This window comes from Paenarthrobacter sp. YAF11_1, from assembly GCF_052113445.1.
Taxonomy (GTDB): domain Bacteria; phylum Actinomycetota; class Actinomycetes; order Actinomycetales; family Micrococcaceae; genus Arthrobacter.
This window is the reverse complement of sequence record NZ_JBFRDF010000001.1, coordinates 438124-458840: the sequence shown is the minus strand read 5'-3', so window position 1 is coordinate 458840 and position 20717 is coordinate 438124. Positions and strand designations below refer to the sequence as shown.

The window sequence follows — 20717 nt, the reverse complement described above, 5'->3', positions numbered from 1 at the left end:
TACTGTGTAAGCACACGGAAACCCGCTGTTGGGCAGCCGTCCCGCGGCTGTGTCCAGCGGTGTGTTCAGCCCTGCGGGAAAAACCCGCGCCAGTCAGGAAATTCCCAGACAACCTTGGGATGATAATGGTCCGATCATCCATGAGGTGGCCGGCGCCGAGGGACTCGGTGAACCACAGTTTGAGGGGAGTGGACGATGCCGGCATTGCATGCTGCGCCAGTCCAGACATCGGAAAGTATTGACGGCGTTGCCGACTGGGTCATGCCCAGCTGGGAGGAAGTGGTTTCCAACCACTCCGCCAAGGTATACCGCCTCGCCTATCGCTTGACGGGCAACAAGTTCGACGCCGAGGACCTCACCCAGGAGGTCTTTGTCCGGGTGTTCCGTTCGCTGGAGAACTTCAAACCGGGAACATTGGACGGCTGGTTGCACCGCATCACCACCAACCTGTTCCTGGACCAGGCCCGGCGCAAGAGCAGGATCCGTTTCGATGCCCTCGCTGAGGACGCAGAGTCCCGCCTGCCCGGCCGTGAACCCGGTCCGGAGCAGAGCTTCGAACACAACAACCTTGATCTGGACGTCCAGCGCGCCTTGGAAGAACTGCCGCCTGATTTCCGCGCCGCCGTCGTGCTGTGCGACCTCGAAGGCCTCTCCTACGACGAGGTTGCAGAGGCGCTCGGCGTCAAGCTGGGAACCGTCAGGTCCCGCATCCACCGTGGCAGGACCATGCTGCGCGAAAAACTCGCCCACCGCGATCCCCGTCCGGCAGAGGCCCGCAAGCCGCGCCTGAAGATGCCGCGCATCGCAAGCATCCTTTAGGACGTCGATGCCTCGACATCCTCGTCGTCCGGGATTGTTGTCCCGGCGCAAACTGGCTGCCCTGCGCCATACCCGCAACCCGGACCATGTTCAGGAATGCACCGATTGCAGCAGCGCCCTTCGCCGGGAACGGCAGTACCTTGAACGACTTCGGGGTTCTTCGGTGCCCGAAGCCAGCCAGGACCTTGCCGCGCGACTGATCCAGCATACTGAGCGTCTTGCCAACGAGCCTGGCCAGGACTTTGCTCCCAAGCCTTCGTCCAGCGGCATCCGCCGGGGGCTTCGCCTTGCGGGCGTCGCAGCCGGAACCTTGGCTGTCAGTGCCGGTGCCTTGGGCGTGTCCGCGTACGTGGTGGCCGGTGACGACGTCCAGCAGGTCCGTGCCGAAACCAGCGACGTGGGTGCACTAGCCGGAGCGTGGACAGGAAACCCTGTGGAAAGCATGGCGGTACCGGCATTCCGGGCCGGCAGCACCGTCAGCCTGAGCGCTGCCCAGCTGGACGCTCTGCGGGAAGAAGGGTGGGCGTGCCCTGAACTGGCCGGAATGGGCTTCACGGTGGTCTACGCCCACGGCATGATGTACAACGGGCACCCGGCGGTGGAGATGAGGCTGGAAAGCAACGGCCACTACGCCACCATTCTGGAGGAGCATCTGGCGGCCGATCAGTCCGTTCAGGGACCAACGACGTCGGCGCGGCTTTCTGTCTCGCAGGGGAGCCCGTGGAGGGCCGTCTACACCATGCCCGCTGCAGTGATCAGCTATGCCTCGGACCTCCCTGCCGACACGGCGGATGACGCGGTCCCGGAAATCGTCCGGGCAGGCGAATCCATGGCGCCTGACCAGCCCAAGGAGCTGTCCGAAGCCTGGCATGCGAGGCTGCTTCGCGGGCTCCAGACCCTTCTCCGTCCCGCCGGTTTATGAGCGACACCACAGACAAGGTAATCTTCGTAGCGTGCTTGGAATCAACGGCCCGGAGTTCATACTCCTTCTGATTATCGGCGTACTCGTCATCGGTCCCAGCCGTTTGCCCGAATACACTCAAAAGCTTGCCAATCTGGTCAAGGAAGTCCGTCGGATGGCTTCGGGTGCCCGTGAGCAGATCAAGGAAGAAGTCGGCATCGATATCGATGAAGTCGACTGGAAGAAATACGATCCCCGCCAATACGATCCCCGGCGCATCATCAAGGATGCACTGCTGGATGACGACACCAAGCCGGTGAGTGCCGGAGCGCCTGCCGTTGCCGCAACGGCTGCTGCAGCGGCTGTGTCGGAGACCAAGCCAAAGGCCCCCACCCGGGTCATCGAGCGGCTGGCTGAGGGCGAAGCTGCCCCCTTCGATACCGAAGCAACCTGACCCTATTGATAGTGCCGCCCTCGCGGGCGGTAAGTGTCAGCGGGGTTCGATCCCCAGGGATAGTCCCGACAACCCGCGGGGCCGTGAGGCCAAGGCTGAGGCCACGTCCTGCATAGCCTTCGCGGCGGCGGTTTCGGGTGCTGCCAGGACCACGGGTTTCCCAGCGTCACCGCCTTCCCGCAGCCGGATATCCAAGGGGATCTGGCCCAACAAAGGAACCTCGCTGCCCACGGCAGCACTCAGCCGCTCGGCCAGGATGGCGCCTCCGCCGCTTCCGAACAACTCCATCCTGCTGCCGTCGGGCATTTCCAGGAAAGACATGTTCTCGATGACGCCGGCAACTTTCTGGCCCGTCTGCGTGGCGATGGTTCCAGCGCGTTCAGCGACGTCGGCGGCAGCGGCCTGCGGCGTGGTCACCACAAGGATCTCGGCGTTGGGCAACAATTGGGCCACGGAAATGGCGATGTCGCCCGTGCCGGGAGGCAGGTCGAGGAAGAGGGCGTCGAGGTCGCCGAAATAGACGTCCGTGAGGAATTGTTCCAAGGCCCTGTGCAGCATGGGGCCGCGCCAGGCCACCGGCTGGTTGCCTGCTACGAACATGCCAATGGAGATGACCTTCACGCCGTAGGCCACCGGCGGCAGGATCATGTCATCCACCTGGGTGGGCTTTTGGGTGATGCCCATCAAGGCAGGCACCGAGAAACCGTGGACGTCAGCGTCCACGATGCCCACCCGAAGACCTTGGGCAGCCAGTGCGCACGCCAAGTTGACGGTGACCGAGGACTTCCCCACGCCGCCTTTTCCGCTGGCTACGGCGTACACCTTGGTAAGGGAGCCCGGTTTGGTGAAGGGTATGCCGCGCTGGCCGCCTGGACCGCGGAGCTGTTCCTTGAGCGCTTCACGCTGTGCAGGGGACATGACTTTCAGCTCCACGTCCACGGCTTTGACGCCCTCCACCTGCGACAAAGCCGCAGTGGCGTCCTGCGTGATGGTCTCCCGAAGCGGGCAGCCCGAAATGGTCAACAGGACGGCGACATGGACTGTGCCGGTGTCGTCGGAGGAGACCGATTCCACCATTCCGAGCTCCGTGATGGGGCGGCGGAGTTCGGGATCGATGACGGTAGCCAAGGCAGCATGCAGCGCCTCGGCAGATGCGGTGCTCATACGGTCAGGCTCGGCTTTCAGGAGTTTCAGGCGACGGTTTTGCTGTGGAGTGCTGTGGTCCTGTGGCTCGCGGCTGGCGGACCTTGGGGATCTGCTGGGTGCGGGGGCCACGGGATTTGTCGCGCTTCTCTTTCAGTTTCTCCTTGACCTTCTCGCCTGGAGACTCCGTGCCGTCGGCGGCGGATTCACTCTCGCGGAGTTCTTCCTGGGCATCGATGATGTCCTCGAGGAGGCTTCGGAGTTCGGTCCGGACATAGTCACGGGTGGCTACTTCACGCAGGGCGATGCGGAGGGAGGCCAGCTCCCGTGTCAGGTACTCGGTGTCGGAGAGGTTTCGTTCGGCGCGCTGGCGGTCCTGCTGGAGAGAGACACGGTCCCGGTCATCCTGCCGGTTTTGGGCCAACAGCAGGAGCGGTGCCGCATAGGAGGCCTGCAGGGACAACATCAGCGTCAGCAGGGTGAATCCCAGCTCCATGCGGTCGAACTGCCAGTCAGTGGGCGCGAAAGAGTTCCACGCAAGCCAGAACACACAGAACACCGTCATGTAGACGAGGAACGTTGGCGTGCCCATGAACCGCGCGAAGCCCTCAGTTGCGTTTCCGAACGCGTCCGGGTTGGGAGAGAACTTCGGCAGGATCCGCTGGCGGCCGCTCAGGGGGGTGTCGAGGCTGCTGCTTGAGCGTCCTGCCGACTTGGGGGATCGGGTGGCGTTGTTATCAGCCAATGCGGCCTCCAAGTTTCCTTATAGGGGCGTCGTCCTCGTGGGCGCGCCAGTCATCCGGCAACAGGTGATCCAGCACGTCATCAACAGTCACCGCCCCCACGAGGCGGCCGTCGTCGTCAACGACTGGAAGGGAATTCAGGTTGTACGTGGCCAAGGTGCGGGCGACTTCGCTGATGTGGGCCTGGTCCGAGAGCGGTTCCAGATTCTTGTCAACGAGGTTGCCCAGCGGTTCGGGCGGCGGGAATCGCAGGAGCTGCTGGATATGCACCACGCCCAGGAATCGCCCTGTGGGTGTCTCCAAGGGAGGCCGCGCGATGAAGATTGACGATGCCAGCGCGGGGGAGAGCTCCTCGCGGCGGACATGGGCCAACGCTTCGGCCACGGTTGCTTCCGGCGGCAAAATGACCGGAACTGGAGTCATCAGGCCACCGGCGGTGTCTTCGTCGTACTCCAGGAGGCGGCGGACGTCTTCGGCTTCCTGGGGTTCCATGAGTTGCAGCAGCTCTTCGGCCTGGGCAGAGGGAAGTTCGGCCAGGAGGTCGGCGGCGTCGTCAGGGTCCATCTCTTCGAGGACGTCCGCGGCCCTCTCCACGTCAAGGGCGGAGAGGATCTCCACTTGGTCGTCCTCCGGGAGTTCCTGGAGCACGTCCGCCAAACGCTCATCCTGAAGCTCGCTGGCTACTTCAAAACGCCGCTTATCGCTCATTTCCTGAAGGGCTTCGGCAAAGTCGGCGGGTTTAAGGTCTTCGTGCGTGGCAACGAATTGCGTGGCAGCCTGCGGCTCGTTGTGGGCGCCGGTCTGGGCGTCGGCCCAATCGATGATCAGCGTCTCGTTGCGGCGGAGTCGGCCAAACGGTGACAGTGAGTGTCCGCGGCGGACGAACAGCTTGCTGACGAACCAGTCCTTGGACCGGTGCTGGTCCATTGCGATGTCCTCAATGGTGGCGTCTCCGCTGCCGTCGGCAAGAGTCACGCGGCGGTCGAACATCTCGGCAACCACCAGTGTTTCCGCGCCACGCTGCTCGAAGCGGCGCAAATTGACCAGGCCAGTGCAAATGATCTGTGTCTGGTCAATGGAGGTAATGCGTGTCATGGGGACAAAGACACGCTTTTTGCCTGGCACTTCTACCACTATGCCCACCACGTGCGGAGCCCCACGGGTCCCGCGGGAGAGCACCACGACGTCGCGCAACCGGCCCAGACGATCGCCCAGGGGGTCGAAGACGTCCAAGCCGAGCAGGCGCGCGACAAAGACGCGTGAAGGATGTGTGCTCATGTTTACAGGCTACCGAGTCTGCTCTCTTTTAGCTGAATTCCAGCCTGTTCACATGTCCATGAGACACAATGGGGCTATGTCTAACATTTTTGGTGCCCCCAAAGCCGTTGAGGAATCCCGCAGCGTCCCGCAAGGTGACACGGTGGGCTCGTACACCTCGTATTTGGATGCCCAAAAGGCGGTGGACTACCTCGCGGACCAGCAGTTCCCTGTGCAGCTGGTGTCGATCGTGGGCAACGACCTCAAAATGGTGGAACGGGTAACCGGCCGCCTGAGCTATCCGCGGGTGGCATTGTCCGGTGCCTTGAGCGGCATGTGGTTTGGCCTCTTCGTTGGCGTGATGCTCTCCTTCTTCACCCCGGCAGGTGGGCCGTTCTCCATCATCACCTCAGTATTGATGGGTGCCGCGTTCTTCATGCTGTTCGGGATCGTCACGTACGCCACCCAGCGCGGAAAGCGTGACTTCACCTCCACCAGCCAGGTAGTGGCCACCAATTATGATGTCATCGTTGCAGCGGAAGCAGCCCACGAAGCCCGCCGGTTGCTCCAGCAACTGCCCATGAACCCGTCGCAGGCGGCTACGGCGCAGCCCGCCAGTTACAACCCCCAGAACACCCCGCTTCAGCAGCCCGGCCAAGCCCCCGAGCGGCCCTCCACGTGGAACGACCCCTATGGCCAGCGCGGCCCCGAATCCACCGCGGGCAATCCGGAGGGACAGAACGTTCCTGCCGGGAACCCGGCGCCCGCTGCCCAGCCGACACCGAACCCGGCACCGGCAGCCGTCCGCTACCCGGACCTCCCTGACGGTCGTCCTCAGTACGGCGTCCGCGTCACCGATGGCCAGAACGCTCCGCAGAACGCGCCGCAGGAAGACGGACAACAGTCCAGCTCCGAGGGTTCGTCCAAGCAGTAGAGCCGCTGCCACTGTTTTCAGTGGCCAGCACAAAGGGAAGGCCACCGGATCTCCGGTGGCCTTCCCTTTGTGCTGTGGTCGTTGAAAGCGGGGGATTAGCCCTGCGCGTCCTGGTAGATGCCGGCCATCCATGACTCGACGTCGTCGGCCTTGCGCGGCAATGCGGCGCTGAGGTTTACCGGGCCGTCTGCGGTCATGAGGATGTCGTCTTCGATCCTGACGCCGATTCCCCGGTATTCCTCAGGAATGGCAAGGTCCTCGTTCTTGAAGTAGAGGCCTGGTTCGATGGTGAATACCATGCCCTCGGTGAGGATTCCTTCGAGGTAGAGTTCGCGCTTGGCCTGGGCGCAGTCGTGGACGTCAAGGCCAAGGTGGTGGCTGGTACCGTGCGGCATCCAACGGCGGTGCTGCTGGCCTTCGGGGCTGATGGCTTCTTCCACGGAGACGGGCAGCAGGCCCCACTCGGCGAGGCGTTCGGCCAGGACCGTGGTGGCTGCGGTGTGGATGTCGCGGAACTTCACGCCCGGCCGGGCAGCTGCGAATCCGGCGTCGGCGGCGTCCAGCACGGCTTCGTAGATCTTGCGCTGGATATCGGTGAACGTGCCGGTGGCAGGCAGGGTGCGGGTGACATCCGCGGTGTACAGGGAATCGGCTTCCACTCCGGCATCCAGGAGCAGGAGTTCGCCGGCGTTGACGGTACCCGAGTTGCGGTTCCAGTGGAGGACCGTGGCGTTGTTGCCGGACGCTGCAATGGTGTCGTAGCCGAGCTCGTTGCCTTCCTCACGGGCGCGGGCAAAGAAGGCACCTTCAACAACACGCTCGCCGCGGTTGTGGGTCAGTGCGCGGGGAAGGGCGCGGACGACGTCGGCGAAGCCCTCCACGGTTGCCGCCACGGCGATCTTCATCTGCTCGATTTCCCACTCGTCCTTGATCAGGCGCAGTTCGGAGAGTGCTTCGCTGAGCTTTTCGTCCAAGGCATCCAGTTCACCGAGGTCCAGTGTTTCGGGATCCTTGGCAGTGTTGTACCGGGCGGTGTCCACCAGGGCATCGATGTTCTCGTCCACCTTGCGGACCAAACGAATGGAAATGCCACCGATTTCGGGTGCTCCCACGTTCTTGGTGATGGCCATCTCCAGTTCGGCGATGTGCGCGGTGGGCAGGCCAAGCCGGGCTTCGAACTCGGCCAGGGTGGGGCGGGCGCCAATCCAGAACTCGCCTGCGCGGGAGTCCGCATAGAACTGTTCGGTATCGCGGCCGGCCAGCGGGCGGAAGTACAGCGTGGCGGTATGGTGACCGCCGTCGTCGCCCTTTCCTTCAGCCACCGGCTCCAGGATGAGGACGGCGTCGGGCTCGTGGTCCAAACCCAAACCTGTGAGGTGGGCGAATCCGGAGTGCGGGCGGAAGCGGTAGTCGCAGTCGTTGGAGCGGACCTTCAGCGGTCCTGCGGGGATAACAAGCCGTTCGCCCTTGAACAGTTCGGAGATGGTACGACGGCGGCGGGCGGCATGGTCGGCAACGGCGTCACGCGCAGGGGTCACCTGCGGGGCCGGCGCCCAATTACTGGCCATGAATGCTTTGAAAGCATCTGATGTGGGCCTTTGCGAGCGGTTGTTGACACGCTCCTGCAGAGGCTGGGAGGACGAGTTTTGGGTGTTTTCGGCATCGTTCACCGTTACATCGTCCCACCAGTTCGTTGAGGAGGCCAACGGCGCAACCCGCCAAGCGCGCCCGCATCCCCTAGGCTGGGAAAGTGAGGATAGACCTGCATGCGCACTCCAACGTTTCCGACGGAACCGAGACACCCGCCGGGGTGATCATTTCTGCGGTTACGGCAGGCCTGGACGCGGTGGCGCTGACCGACCATGACTCCACGGATGGCTGGCATCCGGCCGCTGCAGCCGCCCGCGAACACGGCATCGCCTTTGTTCCGGGAATGGAGATCTCCTGCCGGACGGAACAGGGCATCAGCGTCCACTTGCTGAGCTACCTGCACGACCCCGCCCATGCGGGTCTGCTGGAGGAAATCACCAAGTCCAAGGATGCCCGGCTCACCCGTGCCGAGCACATGGTCACCTTGTTGTCCGAGGACTATCCCTTGACCTGGGACGACGTCATCCATCACGTAGCTCCAGGTGCCACCGTGGGGCGTCCCCACATCGCGGATGCCTTGGTCGCTGCCGGCGTCGTCTCCGACCGCTCGGAGGCATTCACCTCCATCCTCACCTCACACTCGCGATACTTCGTGCAGCACTACGCACCCAACCCGGCGGTCGCCGTCGAGCTTGTCCGTGCCGCAGGCGGCGTTCCCGTCTTCGCCCATCCCGTGGCGTCGTCGAGGGGACGCATCGTGGGGGAGAGGACCTACCGGGAGATGATTGATGCCGGCCTCATGGGCCTTGAGGTTGAACATCGTGACAACCCCGAGGAGGGACGCGACTTCCTGCGCACGTTGGCTGCAGAGCACGGACTGCTCATCACCGGATCCTCCGACTATCACGGAGCGGGGAAACCGAACCTGCTGGGCGAGAACACCACCTCGCCCGCGGTATTGGCCAGGATTGAGGAGATGGCTACAGGCAGCACGGTGGTTCGTTGAGAGGGGTCCTTCAGTGGATTTGCAGCTGCTCGCCTCGGTGATCGTCACCCTGTTCGTGATCATGGACCCACCGGGTACCGTCCCGATCTTCATGTCCTTGACGGCCCAGATGGCGGCCAAGGACCGGAACCGCTCCGCTTTCCAAGCACTGCTGGTGGCCACCGGCGTCATCGTGGTGTTCGCGATCTTCGGCCAGTCGATCCTCAATTACATGCATATCTCGCTGGCGGCCTTGCAGGGCGCGGGTGGGCTGCTGCTGGTCCTCATTGCCCTGCAGTTGCTGACCGGTTCCACCAGCGGCGAGGAAAATGCCGGCAAGTACAAGAATGTGGCGTTCGTTCCGTTGGGGACGCCACTCATGGCAGGACCTGGTGCGATCGTTGCCGTGATGGTCTTCGTTCAGCAGTCCAGCCAGCTGTCCGAGTACCTGGCCGTGGGGCTGGGGATTGCCGTGGTGCTGGGTTCGTTGTACCTGGCGATGCGTTTCGCGGGTGTGGTGCAGCGCGTGCTGGGCGAAAACGGCGTGGAACTTGTCACCCGGATTGCCGGCCTGCTTCTGTCGGCCATTGCCGTGCAGATGATTGCGGACTCCGTGACGGCCTTCGTCAAGGGTGCCGCCTGAGCGGGTCCGGCAAGGCGGGCTAGAGGCTGGTTGGTTGGATTTCGTGGAAGATGGCCTTGCTGCCCAGCCGTTTCCGCATGACCTCGATGGCCTGTTCGTTCTGGTCGACACACACAAAGTTGCGGCCGAGCTTCGCTGCAACGGCTCCGAGGGTCCCTGATCCCGCGAAGAAATCGAGGCACCAGTCACCTTCGCGGCTGGATGCGGCAACGATCCTCCGGACCAGGCCTTCGGGTTTTTGCGTAGGGTAGCCGGTCTTCTCACGGCCTGTGGGGGAAACGATGGTGTGCCACCAAACATCAGTGGGCAGCTTGCCGAGCTCGCGTTTGGCAGGGGTCACCAGGCCGGGGGCCATGTACGGTTCCCGGTCCACTTCTGCGTTGTCGAAGTGGTACTTGGTGGGGTTCTTCACGTACACCAAAATGTTGTCGTGCTTGGTGGGCCAGCGGTTCTTGGCGCGTGCGCCGTAGTCGTAGGCCCAGATGATCTCGTTGAGGAAGCACTCCCTGCCGAAGATGGCGTCGAGCATCACCTTGGCGTAGTGCACCTCCCGGTAATCGAGGTGCAGGTACAGGGTGCCGTCGTCTGACAAGAGCCGCCAGGCCTCGACGAGTTTGGGTTCCAGGAAGGACCAGTAGTCGCTGAAGGCGTCGTCGTAGCTGTGAAGGGCGCCCTTGATGGTGTCGTAGGAACGGCCCTTGAAACCGACGCGGTCGCCGTCGCCGTCCGCGTTGCGGACCATGCGGGTTTCCTGGCGGCGCTGTACCCGGCCTGTGTTGAAGGGCGGGTCGACGTAAATGAGTGTGAAGGCGCCGTCCGGCAGCGTAGGGAGGAACTCCGCGTTGTCCGCGTGCACCACCAAATTGCCGCCGTCCGGCGCCCAAACATTTTCAGTCATTGAGGGTTTTAGGCCTCGGCGCTGCCGGACTGGGCAGCTGTGGTTTCCCCGGAAACCACTTCGCCGTTGCGGCGGCGCGTGCGGGTACGACGCGTCCTTGCAGGCTTTTCTGCGTTGTCCGCCGTGGCCGTGCGGGTTTCCGACGCACCGGCAGCGGGGGCTGCTTCGGCATCGGAAGTACGACGGCGGCGCGTACGGTTGCGGCCGCCCTCGCCCTTGGATTCGCTGGAGTCCGAGTCGCCGGACTTGGCTTGACGTCCGCGTCCGCCGTCACGGCCGTTGTCACGCCCACGGCCGCCCTCGCGACCGCCGTCGCGGCTTGAGCCCGAGCGCGCGTTCTTCTTGCCGGTCTCGCCGAGGTCCTCAAGGACCTCCGCGTCGACGCCGGCCAGGACACGCTTGTTGCGGGGCAACCTGCCCTTGGTGCCCTCGGGGATGTCGAGGTCTGCGTACAGGTGCGGCGAGGAGGAGTACGTCTCCACCGGCTCCGGAACGCTCAGTCCGAGTGCCTTGTTGATCAGGCCCCAGCGCGGCATGTCGTCCCAGTCGACGAAAGTGACAGCTGTGCCCTTGTTGCCTGCGCGGCCGGTACGCCCGACACGGTGCAGATAGATCTTTTCGTCTTCCACGCACTGGTAGTTGATGACATGCGTGACATCGTCCACGTCGATGCCACGGGCCGCGACGTCGGTGGCCACCAGGACATCAACCTTGTTGTTCCGGAACGCCCGGAGGGCCTGCTCGCGGGCACCCTGGCCGAGGTCGCCGTGGATGGCGGCAGCGGCAAATCCGCGGTCAACCAGTTCCTCGGCAACCTTGGCAGCAGTGCGCTTGGTCTTGGTGAAGATGATGGTCCGTCCGCGGCCGCGTGCCTGGAGGATGCGGGCCACTACTTCAGACTTGTCCATGCTGTGCGCACGGTAGATCAGCTGACGGATGTCGCGCTTGGTCAGGCCTTCGTCGTCCGGATCTGCAGCGCGGATGTGGGTGGGCTGCGTCATGTACCGGCGAGCCATCGCGATCACGGGGCCGGGCATCGTCGCTGAGAAGAGCAACGTCTGCCGAACGGCGGGGGTGCCGGCGATCAGGGTCTCAACGTCCGGAAGGAAGCCGAGGTCCAGCATTTCGTCAGCCTCGTCAAGAATTACCATCTTGACGTTCTTCAGGCTCAAATGCTTCTGCTTGTACAGGTCGATCAGCCGCCCGGGGGTGCCGACAACAATTTCGACGCCCTTCTGCAGGGCATCGACCTGCGGCTCGTAGGCGCGGCCACCATAGATGGTGGCGATGCGGGCGTTGCGCTTGCGTGAGGCGGTCTGGAGGTCGTTGGCTACCTGCACCGCGAGTTCGCGCGTGGGAACAATCACCAAGGCCTGGGGAGCACCCGGGACGGCAAGCTTTTCGTAGCCGGCGTCGTCGCGGCCGGCCACGCGCTGGAGCGCGGGGATGCCGAAGCCCAACGTTTTACCGGTGCCTGTCTTGGCCTGGCCGATGATGTCGTGGCCGCTCAGGGCCACCGGCAGGGTCATCGCCTGGATGGGGAAGGGGTGCGTGATCCCGGCGTCAGCCAAGGACTCAACAATGTCAGCGCGGACGTTGTAGTCTGCGAACGACTTTTCTTCGATCTCGTGGGGCTTTTCATCCGAGACGATCGTTTCCTCGGGTTCGAGAATTTCGGTTCCGGTGGGGTCGGTCAGGACTTCATGGGTGTGCAATTCACTCACAGGGAGTTTCCTTATTCATTTAGGCATTGGCGCTGCGTGCTCAACGGCGGCGGCGGAGCCGTACCGGAGCACGAACGGGCGCGCAAGCAAATCCAGTGGAAGCCGATCGCGGGCTATCTAAGTACTGGCACTGGGGACCAGTTGGTACATCTCAAGATCGCGTAGGGGCGGGCTTGTTGAGTTCAAAAATTAACTGAATCAACGACCGGGCATCCATTACTACAGGCCCAGTCTATCCTCTGGGAGCCATAAAGCCCGGATCAGGGGTTCAACGGCGTCAGCGCTGCAGCTCGAACCTGATCTCCCTGCTGGCGATATCCGCCTTGACAAGGCGTACGCGGACCTTGGTCCCCGACTCCAGTTCGCCGTCGCAGCGCGCGGTGACTGCCGGTTCTGCGATCTGGACGACGCCGTACGGACCGCTCCCGTTGCCGTTGGTTCTGTTGCCGTTGCCGTTGCTGTTTCCATTGGACGGCTTGGACCCTGAAATCACCACGGCGTCGAACTCCTGGCCAACGTGGTTGGCCACCAGTGCCGCTTCAACGGTGTCCAGTGCCGCCCGCTCAAGCCGTCCAGCCACTTGGTCCGAGGCTGCCATGATCTCCGGCAACGAGGGCAGGGCGTCACGGGCCCAGGGCGGGATTTCCTTGTTGTTGCTGAGGGCCTCGCAAATCACCAGGACAAATCTGTCAATGAGGCGTCGCAACGGTGCTGTCGTGTGGGCGTAGGGAGCCCCGATGGCGGCTTGGATCACAGTGTCAGGTACTTCGCCGTCGAAGGGCGTGTACCCGGCGCCCCTGAACAGTGTCCCGGCCGAGTGCAGGATGGCCAGTTGTTTGGGGTCTGACGCATCCAAAGTCCGCAAGTACTCGCCGTAGCTGACCTGGCCGTCCCACGGCTTGCCCAACGCAGTGGTCTGCCGCTTGAAATGTTGCAGTGAACGTTCATCCGGGGCGGGCATGGTGCGGAGGATGCCCACTTTCCCTTCCAGCATCAGCTGTGCGGCCGCCATTCCGGTCATCAGCGAGATCTGTGCGTTCCAGTCTTCCACCGGCAAAGACGGGGCCGCAGCGATCCTGTACCCGCCGCCGTCGGTCGCCTGGACGATTTCCTGTTCCGGCATATTCAGGCTGGCGCCCCCACGCAGCCTTTCCAGTTCTACCCGCTTCAGCCCGACTTCCTTGAGGAGTTGCAGCACGGGCGGGGCCGTTCCGTCATCGATCTGTTGTTGGGCGCCTTTGTAGCTCAGCTTGGCCCGGCTGCGGACAGTGGCCCGGGCGACGGCCACGGTCAGGACTTCTGCCTTGGCGTCGAGGTCGAAGTCCCACACAAAGGCGCTGCAGTCCTGCTCCGCCAGCAGGCTGCCGGCGTTTTCGCTGATGACCTCCGGATGCAGGGGGATGCGCCCGTCAGGGGCGTAGAACGTTTGTCCGCGCAGCCGGGTCTCCGCATCCAAGGCCCCTCCGGGAGCCACGAAGGACGGAACATCAGCGATGGCGTAGAGGACTTTGTAGCCGTCCCCGGCACGATCAATGAACAGCGCCTGGTCCAGGTCAGTGGACGTAGCGGGGTCGATGGTGACAAAGGGGATCTCCCGCAAGTCCTGGTCCGGAAGCTTGAGGTTTTCCACGGCCCGCTGTGCCTCTTGGACTGCCTCGGCCGGGTACGCAGTGGGGAGTTCCAACTCCGACCTCAAGGCCGCAAGGGCTGCAGCGAGCTGGTCCGACGAATCGTCGACGTTGGGCGCTATCCGATGATGTGACACGAAAATCAGCGTAGCCCGAAACCTGCGGATAGTCTTGGCTGCCGCACGCAAAAGCCCGTTGCCACAACGGGCAACGGGCTTTCGGTACAGCTGGTCTGGCCAAATCGGCGGTCAGTTGGCCGGGGTCAAAGTGAAGGTGGCTGCCTTGTCCCCGAAGTCATTGTTGATGACCACTGTGGTGGGACCGTTCTTGATGTCGAAGGCAATGACGCCCTGCTGTACGTCACCGACGGCGACATCGCCGGAGCTCAGAGCGCCCAGGCCGCTGTCAAGGAAGATCCGGTCGCCCTCTTTGCCATCAGCATCAAAGGCGTCGAAGTTGCTGGGCGCGGCAAAGCTGGATCCGGCCGTGGTCTCCCAGGAAACCTCCAGCAGGAGGAAACCACCATTGAGCGGCTTCATGTAGGCCATTTCCGGGATTTCGGTGGTGTATCCGGAGTCAAGGACGGTGACTTTGGCAGTGTTGCCCTCCGACACCGTGACCTCGAAGGAATTGCCGTTGGCGGCAGGGCCCTGGGAAGGGGCGGGGGCCTCTTGTGAGGCCGACGGGACGGCGGGGACGGGGGTGGCCTGTCCTTGGACCGCAGCAGCCACCAGCGTCAGGGACAGCACCGTGGACACGATTCCAACCACCAGGCCGGCGAACCATACGACGATCGTGATGATCCAGGCCTTCTTCTTGTTTTCGGGATAACCCAGCAGCGGGCGGCCTTCCTTATCCCGCGCGTTGCCGGTCAGCGTGATGATGAGGTCCACGATGGACCAGATGCCGAGTCCGCCCGCAGTGAGCAGCTTGGCAATGCCGGTGCCGATCTTTCCCAGGTAAAAACGGTCGACACCGAGGCCACCCAGAAGCAATGACAGGATCCAGGTGACCATGAAGGACTTGGCCGGAGTGCCCATTCCGGGAGCGCCATAAGGGCTGGAACCCGGGCCCGGCTGGTAGGTCTGCTGCCCGCCTTGGTACTGGTTGCCGAAAGCACCGGGTGCAGGGGGTACTGGTGGAGCGCCGTTCCCGTTGTGGGGCGCGGGCGGGTAGCTCGGGTTACTCATGGAACATCCTTCAGGGGAGTGGGTGCGAGGAGGAGGACACGCGGCCTGCGGCAGGCCTGGCGGTCAACTCACTTCCAATCAGCCTAGTAGGACCAGCGCGGCAATCAGCAAATCTCCGCGGGCGGGATGTGGAAAGCCGGGGATAGTCTTGGATCATGGGCACTTCCCGGGACGTGGCACCTTCTGCCAGACAACTCGCCGCGGAACTGCTGGGTGCCATGGCCTACGGCGAGTTGTCGGCTTTCGGCCGGCTTTCGTTCGATTCCCGATACGCCCCCACGCTCCATGACCGGTCGGTGCTGGCAAAAATTGCCGTCGGCGCGTACGGAAACTTCGCGCTGCTGAGCGATCGGCTCGCGGAAATGGGCCTCGATCCCGAGGAAGCCATGCTGCCGTTCCAGCGTTCCTTCGATCACTTCCATGAACGCACCAAGCCCGGGGACTGGTTCGAATCCGTGATGAAGGCATACGTCATCGACACCGTCTCCTCGGACTTCTACCGGGCTGTCGCTGCCTTCCTGGATCCAACAACACAGCAGTTCGTGGACCGGGTTGCCTCTCCCGACCAAGCAACCGAGGTACTTCGGGTCCTGCTGCGGCGGGCCTTGGCCGATGACCCTCGACTCGCCTCGCGACTGGCGTTGTGGGGCCGCCGGCTGGTGGGGGAAGCGCTGACGCAGGCGCAGAGGGTGGGCATGGAGCATCCACAGTTGGGGCCAACACTGAAAAGCGGTGGAGATGCCCGCGCCGCAGTCAAGAGACTGACGGGCGAGCTCGCCGAGCGGCACTCACGCCGGATGACGGCCCTGGGCCTGACTGCATAGCGGCTTGGCCGGGCTTATGTCCGAAAGGCTTTAAGCGGCCAGGCTCAGACGGTGTCCAGCGCTTCCAGCAGCGACTTGGCCGCCGTCGTCGGATCCGCAGCTTCAGTGATGGCGCGGACCACCACAATCCGGCTGGCTCCGGCAGCCAGTACCTGCTCCACATTGCTGAGATCGATCCCGCCAATGGCGAACCAGGGCAGGTTTACGGCACCGCCGGTGGTCTCATCTGCACGCTTGCTCGCTTCTGCGGCATATGTGACCAGGTCCAGGCCCACGGCTTCCCGGCCGGGTTTGGTGGGCGTTGCCCAGACGGGGCCTACACAGAAATAGTCCAGGCCTCCCTGTCCTGGTGATGCTGCGATGGCGGCATTTACCTGCTCGGGGGAGTGGGTGGAGAGGCCGATCGTTACGGGCTCCGGAAGCAACGTCCGAGCCACCGTCAACGGCAGGTCCTTTTGCCCGATGTGAAACACCGGAGCCCCGGAAACGCTGGCAACATCGGCGCGATCGTTGACAGCCCAGAGCCGTCCATGACGTTGCGCAACTCCTTGCAGGACCGCCAACAGCTCCAATTCCTCGGCTGCTTCCAGGGTCTTGTCGCGCAGCTGGATGATGTCCACCCCGCCCTCAAAGGCAGCGTCCACAAAGTCTTCAAAATCGCCCTGCCGTTTCCGGGCATCAGTGCACAGATACAGGCGGGCGGTGGCGAGGGCATCAGTCGGGGTCATGGAAACCAGAGTAGTTCCTCTAAACTGGGCACGTACTGCGGGAGCCGCGACGTTCGCTATATGACTGTCCGGCTGAGAGGGCTTCAGCGCCGACCGCTTGACCTGATCCGGCTAGTACCGGCGTAGGGAAGGAAACCGGAATGGCAGATCCCCGCCAAACCTCCATGCATGCCGATGTGGCTGTCATTGGTGGCGGCATCATCGGTCTGGGCATCGCCAGCGAAGCACGCCGACTTGGCCGCTCAGTGGTGGTGATCGATCCCGCACCGGCTGCCGGAGCCACATTCGCTGCCGCCGGAATGCTCGCCCCCGTGAGTGAATTGCATTACCAGGAGGAAGACCTCCTTGAGCTGATGCTGGAATCGTCACGGCTTTGGCCGTCCTTCGCCGCAAGCCTGACCCGCGGAGGAGAAGACACCGGATACCGCACGACGCCGACAATCGCCGTGGGTGCCGACGCCGCGGACCGCAGGGCGCTGGCAGACCTCCGTGCGGTGCAGCTCGCAGCAGGCCTCGGGGTTGAGCCGCTGTCGTTGCGCGACGCCCGGGACCGCGAACCCCTCCTCAGCCCCCAAATTTCCAGTGCCTTCGATATTCCCGCCGATCACCAGGTTGATCCCCGGAAGCTCGCGGCATGCCTGCTGTCAGGATTGGGACGCCACACGGCCGGCGACTCCAGCTGGGTTTCGGGGGCTGGGGACGGGTTTGCCGTGGCCTCGACGGCGCTCCGCTTGCTGTGGGACCGAGGGCGGGTCTCCGGCGTGGAACTCACGTCCGGTGCCGCTGTCCACTCCACAGAAACGGTGGTCGCCAACGGACTGGGGGCGGCAGGCCTTGAGGGGCTGCCGGACGGGCTCAGCCTTCCCGTGCGGCCCGTGTATGGCGACATCCTCAGGCTTCGGGTGCCTGAACACCTCCGGCCCCTGCTCACTTCCACCGTCCGAGGGATGGTCCGCGGAGTGCCCGTCTACATCGTGCCCAGGGACGACGGCACGGTAGTCATCGGGGCCACCCAACGCGAGGACGGACTGTCCTCATCCCACAACGCGGTCTCAGCCGGGGGCGTCTACCAGTTGCTGCGGGACGCCCAAGCATTAGTCCCCGCGGTGGCGGAACTTGAACTGCTCGAAGCGACGGCCCGGGCCCGCCCCGGCACCCCGGACAACGCCCCGCTGCTTGGACGGGTCGCCGGTTCCAGCGGGGATGTTGATGGCCTGGTGATCGCCACAGGATTCTTCCGGCATGGCGTCCTCCTGACGCCCGCGGCCGCGCGGATCGTGGGCGGGCTGATCAACGGCTCGTCAGACCCCCGGTGGGCCCCATTCCGCCCGGACCGCTTCACGGCCACTCCATCGACAGCGCGGGCGCTCACGCCGGCACACGCTCCCAGCAAGGAAACAGCATGAACATCAAACTCAACGGATCCGATCACGCAGTGCCGGAGGACGCTTCAGTCAGCACCTTGGTCACAGCCGTCACCGGCCGCGTCCTGGACCACCGCGGACAGGCAGCCGACGGCGGCAAGCTTGGTGTCGCCGTCGCCCGTAATTCCGAAGTGGTGCCGCGCAGCCAATGGTCCGCAACGGCGCTCGCCGACGGAGACGAACTCGAACTTGTTACCGCAGTCCAAGGAGGCTGACATCATGACGACAGCAAACACAGAGGTCCATACTGACGCACTGGAGATCGACGGCGTCCACTTCGGCTCCCGCTTGATCATGGGGACGGGAGGTGCGCCGAGCCTGGACGGCCTGGGCGCAGCGCTCCTGGCATCCGGAACTGAGCTCACCACAGTAGCCATGCGGCGCTACTCACCCGCTGAAACAGGATCACTCTTCCAGCTCCTGGTGGACCACGGCATCCGAGTGTTGCCCAACACCGCCGGTTGCTTCACCGCCAAGGATGCCGTGATGACCGCAGAACTGGCACGCGAGGCACTGGAAACGGACTGGGTGAAGTTGGAAGTCATCGCCGACGAACACACCCTCCTTCCAGACGCTGTGGAACTCGTCGAAGCAACGGAACAGCTGGTGAACCGTGGATTCAAGGTCTTTGCCTACACCAATGATGATCCCGTCCTGGCTTTGCGCCTCGAAAACCTGGGTGCCACCGCTGTGATGCCCCTCGGCTCGCCGATCGGAACCGGCCTGGGCATCCTGAACCCGCACAACATTGAACTCATCGTGTCCCGTGCCTCAGTCCCCGTGGTGCTCGACGCAGGAATAGGGACCGCCTCCGATGCCGCCCTCGCCATGGAATTGGGCTGCGACGCCGTGCTTCTGGCCACCGCTGTAACCCGCGCACAGAACCCGGTGCAGATGGGTGAGGCCTTCAAACACGCCGTGATCGCCGGTAGGCTGGCCAAGCAGGCAGGACGGATTCCGCGGCGTGAGCACGCTTTGGCGTCGTCGGCCATGGAAGGCCGGGCAGAGTTCCTCTAGGCGTCCGGCAGTGTCTTCGGGAGAAGGAGCAGCAGTGGCGGGGAACCAAGACCACCTGACCCGGGCGGATGTCGAAGCTGCCCTCCGGGAACTTCCCGACTGGAAGGACCAGGACGGCCTGGTTACCGTCTATAAAACCCCGACGGCGGCCGAAGCTCTGGCGCTTATTGCAGCGATCGGACAGATTGCCGAACAGCAAAACCACCATCCCGATCTGGAATGGCGCTACAACAGGGTCCACCTCCGGTACGTGTCCCATGACGCAGGCGGGAAAGTCACCCAGCGCGACATCGCCGCTGCGTCCTCCGTGAGTGAGGCCGCGGCCGGGCTGGGTGCATCCGCCCAGCCGGAGCGGTATCCGGAAGCTTGAACGCATCTGACCCCGGACCATGGTGGCAAGGAGTTAAACGACAGTGACCGTCGCCCGAGGGCGACGGTCACTGTCGTTTTGTCCTTGTTGCTGTTAGAGCCTCAGTGCCTTGGTGAGCGCCGCAGTATCGTGCCGGGTGCGGGTCCGGCCCAGGAACACCACCACCGCTGCGGCGGCGGCAGTTCCCACAACAATGGGCAAGACCCACGGAATCCAGGTTGCCCCGGGCTGGTAGCCCAGACCGGCACTGATGAACGCAATCCAGCTCAGGGTGCCCACAGCCACCGACACGCCGGCCGGCAAAGCGATGCCGTACTTGCCGTGCCTCTTGTCGTTGGCCCACACGATGAAACCAGTGGCTACGGTGGCCAGAACCACCACGACGAGTGAAAGCATGAAGACTCCTTTGCGGACTGCGTTAAGGGGAGGGCCTAGAGGGCACCGAAACCGACGCGGCGGACTTCCTCTGCTCCGATCTCCACGTAGCCCAGGACACTGCCGGGAACAATGATCTGGCGGCCCTTCTCGTCGGTCAGGCGCAATTCCGAGCCCTTGGACACGGCCTCTGCCACGATCTTGGCCACCGCGTCTGCATCCAAAGCGGATTCGAGCACGATTTCACGGCCAACGTTCTGAATGCCGATCTTTACTTCCACAGCAAGGCCTCCAAGCCAATCAAGTATTAAGTCAGTCCTCTATTTGTAGCCTAGGACTCTTTGGGGAATCGACTGATTCCGCGCCAAGCTAAACGATAGATCAGATCACTGGCCACATCGAGGTCAAGGTTTCCGTCCGTTTCAAGCCAGTAGCGTGCGCTGACCTGCGCCATTCCGGCCAGGCCCCGGCCCAGGAGCTGCGCCTCCAGGGGAGGCAGCTTGGTGTCCTCGGCAATGACATGGGCCACCGCATCAGCGAACGTTTTGTTGAAGGTCTCCAAACGGGAACTGACATCGGGATCGTTGATGAGGTCCGATTCGAAGACGAGCCGGTGGGCTTGGTCGTCATCAGCGATGAACCGGTAGTAGGCCCGCATGACGGCCTTCACGCGTTCCTTGTTGTCCGAGGTGGAGTTCAGGGCGCTGAGCATCAGCTCAGTCAGCGTGGCAAGGTGGCTGTCCAAAAGGGCCATATAGAGCTCGCGCTTGGACGGAAAGTGCTGGTACAGCACCGGTTTGCTGACGTGGGCGGCCTCGGCGATTTCGTCCATGGCCGCGCCGTGGAAACCGTTGGAGACAAAGACTTCCAACGCCGCATTCAGCAGCTGCGCCCGGCGCTCGTCGCGCGGCAACCTTGGTGAACGCGTTGAAACAGCCCGTTCCTGCTTGGCCGGTGCCCCATCGTGTGCCCTTGTGCCGTCAGCCACAGTCTGCCGCCTTTCCTTTGCAGTTATGACCACTCTACCGGTGGGTAATATGACCGGGCGGCATCGGCAGGCATACATTGGG

The 20717-nt window shown here is 63.6% G+C and carries 23 protein-coding genes and 1 riboswitch; of the genes, 11 read left to right on the top strand and 12 right to left on the bottom strand.

From position 1 onward, the window contains the following. Nucleotides 1-195 precede the first annotated feature (195 nt). Genes sigE through AB4Y77_RS02240 form a run of 3 tightly spaced genes read left to right on the top strand, consistent with a single transcriptional unit; the run spans nt 196 to nt 2174 of the window. Nucleotides 196-819 (top strand): RNA polymerase sigma factor SigE, encoded by a 624-nt coding sequence (gene sigE / locus AB4Y77_RS02250; protein WP_311212813.1) that lies wholly within the window; start codon nt 196-198, stop codon nt 817-819. 7 nt (nt 820-826) lie between these two features. Then, a complete protein-coding gene (locus AB4Y77_RS02245; RefSeq protein WP_311212812.1) occupies nt 827-1741 on the top strand; it encodes a hypothetical protein in 915 nt (304 codons plus the stop codon). 31 nt (nt 1742-1772) lie between these two features. Continuing rightward, complete coding sequence (locus AB4Y77_RS02240) at nt 1773-2174, top strand: Sec-independent protein translocase TatB (RefSeq protein ID WP_311212811.1); 402 nt, start codon at nt 1773-1775, stop codon at nt 2172-2174. Between the two features lie 36 nt (nt 2175-2210). Here AB4Y77_RS02240 and AB4Y77_RS02235 read toward each other — a convergent pair whose 3' ends face one another. The 3 genes from AB4Y77_RS02235 to AB4Y77_RS02225 are packed head-to-tail and all read right to left on the bottom strand — an operon-like array spanning nt 2211 to nt 5338. Beyond that, entirely contained in the window at nt 2211-3338 is a 1128-nt protein-coding gene (locus AB4Y77_RS02235) for an Mrp/NBP35 family ATP-binding protein (protein ID WP_442012863.1), read from the bottom strand. Nucleotides 3339-3342: 4 nt separating this feature from the next. Then, a complete protein-coding gene (locus AB4Y77_RS02230) occupies nt 3343-4074 on the bottom strand; it encodes a DUF1003 domain-containing protein (RefSeq protein ID WP_311212809.1) in 732 nt (243 codons plus the stop codon). Beyond that, nucleotides 4055-5338, bottom strand: coding sequence for a magnesium transporter MgtE N-terminal domain-containing protein (locus AB4Y77_RS02225; RefSeq protein WP_011775428.1), 1284 nt, complete (start codon nt 5336-5338; stop codon nt 4055-4057). Before AB4Y77_RS02225 ends, AB4Y77_RS02230 begins: the two co-directional genes overlap by 20 nt. Before the next feature lie 76 nt (nt 5339-5414). Here AB4Y77_RS02225 and AB4Y77_RS02220 point away from each other — a divergent pair, with 76 nt between their 5' ends. Then, nucleotides 5415-6251 carry a general stress protein gene (locus AB4Y77_RS02220; RefSeq protein ID WP_311212808.1) on the top strand — a complete coding sequence of 279 codons (837 nt, stop codon included), beginning with the start codon at nt 5415-5417 and terminating at the stop codon, nt 6249-6251. 95 nt (nt 6252-6346) lie between these two features. Here the strand turns inward: AB4Y77_RS02220 and AB4Y77_RS02215 are convergent, their stop codons facing one another. After that, the gene (locus AB4Y77_RS02215; protein ID WP_311212807.1) at nt 6347-7921 is read right to left on the bottom strand and encodes an aminopeptidase P family protein; all 1575 of its coding nucleotides are present in this window, start codon (nt 7919-7921) and stop codon (nt 6347-6349) included. A gap of 80 nt (nt 7922-8001) precedes the next feature. Here AB4Y77_RS02215 and AB4Y77_RS02210 point away from each other — a divergent pair, with 80 nt between their 5' ends. Both AB4Y77_RS02210 and AB4Y77_RS02205 read left to right on the top strand, forming a co-directional pair. Beyond that, on the top strand, nt 8002-8847 hold the full coding sequence (locus tag AB4Y77_RS02210) for a PHP domain-containing protein (RefSeq protein ID WP_442012862.1): 846 nt from the start codon (nt 8002-8004) through the stop codon (nt 8845-8847). 13 nt (nt 8848-8860) lie between these two features. Next, entirely contained in the window at nt 8861-9469 is a 609-nt protein-coding gene (locus AB4Y77_RS02205) for a MarC family protein (protein ID WP_311212805.1), read from the top strand. Between the two features lie 19 nt (nt 9470-9488). Here AB4Y77_RS02205 and AB4Y77_RS02200 read toward each other — a convergent pair whose 3' ends face one another. From AB4Y77_RS02200 to AB4Y77_RS02185, 4 genes are all read right to left on the bottom strand, one after another. Continuing rightward, nucleotides 9489-10367 carry a DNA-methyltransferase gene (locus AB4Y77_RS02200; RefSeq protein ID WP_311212804.1) on the bottom strand — a complete coding sequence of 293 codons (879 nt, stop codon included), beginning with the start codon at nt 10365-10367 and terminating at the stop codon, nt 9489-9491. 8 nt (nt 10368-10375) lie between these two features. Next, nucleotides 10376-12091 (bottom strand): DEAD/DEAH box helicase, encoded by a 1716-nt coding sequence (locus tag AB4Y77_RS02195; protein ID WP_311212803.1) that lies wholly within the window; start codon nt 12089-12091, stop codon nt 10376-10378. A gap of 277 nt (nt 12092-12368) precedes the next feature. Then, nucleotides 12369-13856, bottom strand: coding sequence for an RNB domain-containing ribonuclease (locus AB4Y77_RS02190; protein ID WP_311212802.1), 1488 nt, complete (start codon nt 13854-13856; stop codon nt 12369-12371). Between the two features lie 111 nt (nt 13857-13967). Continuing rightward, entirely contained in the window at nt 13968-14909 is a 942-nt protein-coding gene (locus AB4Y77_RS02185) for a TM2 domain-containing protein (protein WP_311212801.1), read from the bottom strand. 155 nt (nt 14910-15064) lie between these two features. Between AB4Y77_RS02185 and AB4Y77_RS02180 the strand changes: the two genes are divergently transcribed. Next, nucleotides 15065-15733, top strand: coding sequence for a ferritin-like fold-containing protein (locus AB4Y77_RS02180; protein ID WP_442012861.1), 669 nt, complete (start codon nt 15065-15067; stop codon nt 15731-15733). A 44-nt stretch (nt 15734-15777) separates the two neighbouring features. Here AB4Y77_RS02180 and thiE read toward each other — a convergent pair whose 3' ends face one another. Further along, nucleotides 15778-16461, bottom strand: a complete 684-nt coding sequence (gene thiE, locus AB4Y77_RS02175; RefSeq protein WP_442012860.1) for a thiamine phosphate synthase — start codon at nt 16459-16461, stop codon at nt 15778-15780. Nucleotides 16462-16488: 27 nt separating this feature from the next. Next, a riboswitch (TPP riboswitch) is annotated at nt 16489-16607 on the top strand. On the opposite strand from thiE, the gene thiO reads away from it, so the two are divergent. From thiO to AB4Y77_RS02155, 4 genes are all read left to right on the top strand, one after another. Continuing rightward, nucleotides 16602-17867, top strand: coding sequence for a glycine oxidase ThiO (gene thiO / locus AB4Y77_RS02170; protein WP_442012859.1), 1266 nt, complete (start codon nt 16602-16604; stop codon nt 17865-17867). It overlaps the preceding riboswitch by 6 nt. Next, on the top strand, nt 17864-18100 hold the full coding sequence (gene thiS, locus AB4Y77_RS02165) for a sulfur carrier protein ThiS (RefSeq protein WP_089595669.1): 237 nt from the start codon (nt 17864-17866) through the stop codon (nt 18098-18100). Before thiO ends, thiS begins: the two co-directional genes overlap by 4 nt. A 4-nt stretch (nt 18101-18104) precedes the next feature. Beyond that, a complete protein-coding gene (locus AB4Y77_RS02160; RefSeq protein WP_311212797.1) occupies nt 18105-18902 on the top strand; it encodes a thiazole synthase in 798 nt (265 codons plus the stop codon). 34 nt (nt 18903-18936) lie between these two features. Beyond that, nucleotides 18937-19272 carry a 4a-hydroxytetrahydrobiopterin dehydratase gene (locus AB4Y77_RS02155; protein WP_311212796.1) on the top strand — a complete coding sequence of 112 codons (336 nt, stop codon included), beginning with the start codon at nt 18937-18939 and terminating at the stop codon, nt 19270-19272. Between the two features lie 93 nt (nt 19273-19365). On the opposite strand, the gene AB4Y77_RS02150 is transcribed toward AB4Y77_RS02155, so the two are convergent. From AB4Y77_RS02150 to AB4Y77_RS02140, 3 genes are read right to left on the bottom strand one after another with little or no spacing between them, the layout of a single operon-like run. Further along, entirely contained in the window at nt 19366-19668 is a 303-nt protein-coding gene (locus AB4Y77_RS02150; protein ID WP_311212795.1) for a hypothetical protein, read from the bottom strand. Nucleotides 19669-19703: 35 nt separating this feature from the next. Beyond that, nucleotides 19704-19928, bottom strand: a complete 225-nt coding sequence (locus AB4Y77_RS02145; RefSeq protein ID WP_026539987.1) for a DUF3107 domain-containing protein — start codon at nt 19926-19928, stop codon at nt 19704-19706. 50 nt (nt 19929-19978) lie between these two features. Next, nucleotides 19979-20713: a TetR/AcrR family transcriptional regulator gene (locus tag AB4Y77_RS02140; RefSeq protein WP_089595665.1), complete on the bottom strand. Its 735-nt coding sequence runs from the start codon at nt 20711-20713 to the stop codon at nt 19979-19981. Nucleotides 20714-20717 lie beyond the last annotated feature (4 nt).